Annotated in this window: 3 protein-coding genes; all 3 read right to left on the bottom strand. The window is 48.3% G+C overall.

Going from position 1 to position 4,351, the window contains the following annotated elements:
• Positions 1-144: 144 nt before the first annotated feature.
• The 3 genes from RW092_RS12615 to RW092_RS12605 all read right to left on the bottom strand — a co-directional run bounded on the left by RW092_RS12615 (position 145) and on the right by RW092_RS12605 (position 3,799).
• On the bottom strand, positions 145-1,701 hold the full coding sequence (locus tag RW092_RS12615) for an ABC-F family ATP-binding cassette domain-containing protein (protein ID WP_016312218.1): 1,557 nt from the start codon (positions 1,699-1,701) through the stop codon (positions 145-147).
• Between the two features lie 175 nt (positions 1,702-1,876).
• Positions 1,877-2,866, bottom strand: coding sequence for an L-glyceraldehyde 3-phosphate reductase (gene mgrA / locus RW092_RS12610; protein WP_016312219.1), 990 nt, complete (start codon positions 2,864-2,866; stop codon positions 1,877-1,879).
• An 81-nt stretch (positions 2,867-2,947) separates the two neighbouring features.
• Positions 2,948-3,799, bottom strand: coding sequence for an AraC family transcriptional regulator (locus RW092_RS12605; protein ID WP_016312220.1), 852 nt, complete (start codon positions 3,797-3,799; stop codon positions 2,948-2,950).
• Positions 3,800-4,351: the final 552 nt, after the last annotated feature.

Genomic DNA, 4,351 nt, shown 5'->3' with positions numbered 1-4,351 from the left:
CTGCATTTTCCTGTGTCCGCCTCAGGATTTATTTGTTCAAGTTCACGGATTCAGGACTCAAGCTAACTGCCATCGGATCACCTCGTTTTCAAATTTAAACCAATTATACCTGAGGCAACCCTTAAATGCTAGATTACGACTTGATTAGATCATCTTGGTGGTCCAAGATTCACAATTCCACGTCTCCGTAACGACATCACGATAAAATTCCGGTTCGTGGGAGATTAACAGAATGCTGCCTTTGTAAGCTTTCAACGCACGCTTCAGCTCATCTTTCGCATCCACGTCCAAATGGTTCGTCGGTTCGTCCAATACGAGCAGGTTCGTTTCCCGGTTAATCAGCTTGCACAGGCGCACCTTAGCCTTCTCGCCTCCGCTTAGAACTGCAATTTTGCTTTCGATATGTTTCGTTGTCAGTCCGCATTTCGCCAGAGCCGCACGCACCTCAAACTGCGTGAACGACGGGAACTCGTTCCAGATTTCTTCAATGCACGTATTGTAATTGGCATCCTTCATCTCTTGCTCAAAGTAGCCGATTTCCAGCAAGTCCCCGAGATGCACCGAACCAGAGATCGCCGGGATTTGTCCCAGGATGCTGCGAAGCAGTGTGGTTTTCCCGATCCCGTTGGCGCCGACGAGGGCGATTTTCTGCCCGCGTTCCATTCTTAAATTCAGCGGCTTCGATAAAGGCGAGTCGTAACCAATGACCAGATCCTTCGTTTCAAAAATTAACTTGCCTGATGTCCGAGCATCCTTGAAGTTAAACTGCGGTTTCGGTTTTTCCTTCGCCAGCTCGATAATTTCCATCTTGTCCAGCTTCTTCTGACGAGACATCGCCATGTTTCGCGTCGCTACACTGGCTTTGTTGCGGGCTACGAAATCTTTGAGATCGGCAATTTCCTGTTGCTGACGTTTGTAGGCGGACTCTAACTGTTGTTTTTTCGCTTCATACACCTGCAAGAAGTTATCATAATCACCGACGTAACGGTTTAGCTCTTGATTTTCCATATGATAAATCAGATTAATCACGCTGTTCAGGAACGGAATATCGTGCGAAATGAGGATAAACGCGTTCTCGTACTCTTGCAAATACCGTTTCAACCATTCAATATGTTGCTCGTCCAAATAGTTGGTAGGTTCGTCCAATAGCAGAATGTCTGGTTTCTCCAGCAGGAGCTTAGCGAGCAAAACCTTCGTCCGCTGACCTCCGCTGAGGTCGTGAACATCTCTTTCGAGCCCGATATCTGTCAAGCCCAAGCCCCGAGCCGTTTCCTCAATCTTGGCATCGATAAGATAGAAATCTTGATTCGTGAGCGTGTCTTGGATCGTACCTACGTCCTCCAGCAGCTGCTCCAGCTCTTCCGGCGATACCTCCCCCATTCTGGCGTACATGTCGTTCATTTCCTGTTCCAGATCGAACAGATATTGAAACGCTCCGCGCAGCACGTCACGGATCGTCATCCCTTTCTCCAATACGGCATGCTGATCGAGGTAGCCTACGCGCGTGCGTCTGGCCCACTCAATTTTGCCTTCGTCCGGCTGCAGCTTGCCCGTAATGATGTTCATGAACGTCGATTTTCCTTCACCGTTGGCCCCGACTAAGCCGACATGCTCGCCTTTCAGCAAGCGGAAGGATACATCGTTAAAAATCGCCCGGTCCCCAAATCCGTGGCTCAGTCGTTCAACATTTAAAATACTCATGGAAATTTAACACCTTTTCTATATGAATTATTAGTTATAAACCTTCGTAAGATCCTCAAAGGGTACACTCGACCTATTATACTGGTTAAACGGGGCAAAGCTCAATACGGCGGGGAAATTTAGTAGAAAAAAGCGCCGTCCCGAATATTCCTCGGGCGACGCCTTGTGTCATAATTTAAAAACCTAAGATTTCGTCGATCTTACGGAGCTCCTCTTGCGTAAATGTCCGATTCGCCAATGCGCCTACGGCATCCTCGATTTGGCTGACTTTGCTGGCGCCGATCAGAGCGGATGTCACTCTGCCGTCACGCAGCACCCAGGCCAAAGCCATTTGCGATAGCTTCTGCCCTCTAGCGGCAGCCAGTTCGTTCAGCCGCTTGATTTTGGCAATCCGCTCTTCGTTTACGTCCTCTGGACGAAGGAACACGCTAGGGCCGGCGGCCCGGGAATCCGGTGCGATTCCGTTTAGGTATCGGTCGGTCAGGATACCTTTCTCAAGCGGGGAAAACACGATTGAGCCTATGCCCTCTTCCTCCAAGACATCCAGTAACCCCTCTTCGATCCAGCGATTCATCATGGAGTAGTTTGGCTGGTGAATCACCGCCGGGGTACCAAGTTGTTTTAAGATTCGGGACGCTTCGCGCGTCTCTTCCGGACGATAGTTGGACAACCCCACATACAGTGCTTTCCCTTGTCGTACAATCAGATCAAGCGCAGACATCGTTTCTTCCAACGGCGTGTCGGGATCTGGACGATGGTGATAGAAAATATCCACATACTCCAGCCCCATCCGCTTTAAGCTTTGATCGAGGCTGGAGACCAGATATTTTTTGGATCCCCATTCCCCATATGGCCCTGGCCACATGTAATATCCCGCTTTAGTCGAGATGATCAGCTCATCGCGATATGGACGCAGATCCTCACGCAGTACCCGTCCGAACGTCTCCTCGGCCGAGCCTGGCGGCGGTCCATAGTTGTTCGCTAAATCGAAATGGGTGATTCCAAGATCAAAAGCTCTGCACAACATGGCGCGTCCATTTTCCAGTACATCGATCCCCCCAAAATTGTGCCATAGGCCCAGGGAAATGGCTGGAAGCTTCAATCCGCTCCGTCCCGAACGGTGATATGTCATTGTTTCATATCGGTTATCCGCTGCTTGATACATAAATGCTTGTCCCTCCTTCAGTCTATATGTGTTCAATATAATCCACGAGGAGCAACTTACCTATATCAGCATGGATGATCTCTATGGCATAATGTCTGATTTTCGCCCAAGTTCACGGTAATCGGAGGGCGAGGTGCCTACTGTTTTTTTGAACATTTTGGAGAATAACAAGGCGTCTTGGTAACCCACAGAACGCGCTACTTCCGCGATCGAATAATGGCCGTTGCGCAGCAGGACGCAGGCTTTCTCCATTCGGTACTTGAGCAAGTACTGCTGCGGCGGCATTCCTATCGACCGCTTAAACAAAGACGTTAAGTATTTCCGATCCAGCCCCACGAAGGCAGCCAGTTGGCCGATGCTTAGTTCCTCACTATAATGGCTGTGCAGAAAATCAAGGCAACGGTGAATATACGCATCCTTCGCTTTCGTTCTTGGGGAACTTACATCCCCTGATGCAGGGACAAGCTCCACCAGCAAGGTCATGAACTCATATAGCAACGTTTGCAAGCGCAAATCGCGCGTCGTCGATTCCTCTGCTTCATTAAGTCGATCATAGAGTTGCGGCATCAATTGCGTATCCATGGGAAACACGGGGGAAGCCGGCGTCAACCGGGTACGGCTCAAAATCTCCGACACCTGTTCCCCGCTGAAGCCGATCCAAGAGTACGTCCAAGGGTCAACCTCGTCTGCTTGATAGAAGATAATCCGCTCGGGATAAGCGAGAAAAGCTTGTCCGCCGGTCAACTCGAAGGTCTCTCCCTCCACTTTCACTATCCCTCGTCCTGAATGGATAAAGTGAATTTTGTAGATATCCCGCACACCCGGGCCAAACGAATGAAGCGGAACACATCGTTCTTTTCCCCAATAACACAAATACAAGTCCGGCGCCTCGCGAAACGGCCGATCTGGATTATAATGAAAAATGGCTCGCATCATTGCATCCCCTATCTGGACCCTTCAATTTCGGATAAACTCCTTTAGTTAAATTGATTATATCATCGTTGATCCTAGTAGATGGTGGGTTTGAGCAGATAGCGTGTGGGAGAGAATTTGTCTTATGGTTAACATAACATTTATTACGTTACTTTTTGTAGTCGCTCACTCGCTTATGACTGAGTTCACGACCATTTCATGCTGCCACGTGCAAAAGTACCACTCAATCAACTGTGATCCTCCATATCTCACCTGCACCCATACGCGATTCCTGCAAAAATACAGTTATTTTGAGCTGGAATCGCTGTTTTTCCTGAAATAACTGCAAAAGTGCAGGTTTTTTTCGCTGAAATGCCCGATTTGCCCACTAGCCTTGCACCAAACCTGACATGAGAAATTACAGAAAAATTGTTTGTAAAATATCCTAAATATGGTTGCTATTACTGGTATTCTTCTGGTTGCTCATAAAAAAATCTCCTATTGTTAAGGTGTAGGCATGTTACCCACTCCATAACAGAAGGAGATCATAGCATGGGTAACAATAACTCAAAA

It is taken from the genome of Paenibacillus sp. 3LSP, assembly GCF_032465655.1.
GTDB lineage: Bacteria > Bacillota > Bacilli > Paenibacillales > Paenibacillaceae > Fontibacillus > Fontibacillus barengoltzii.
The sequence above is the reverse complement of the archived record's forward strand: the minus strand, read 5'-3'. Positions and strand labels throughout refer to the sequence as shown.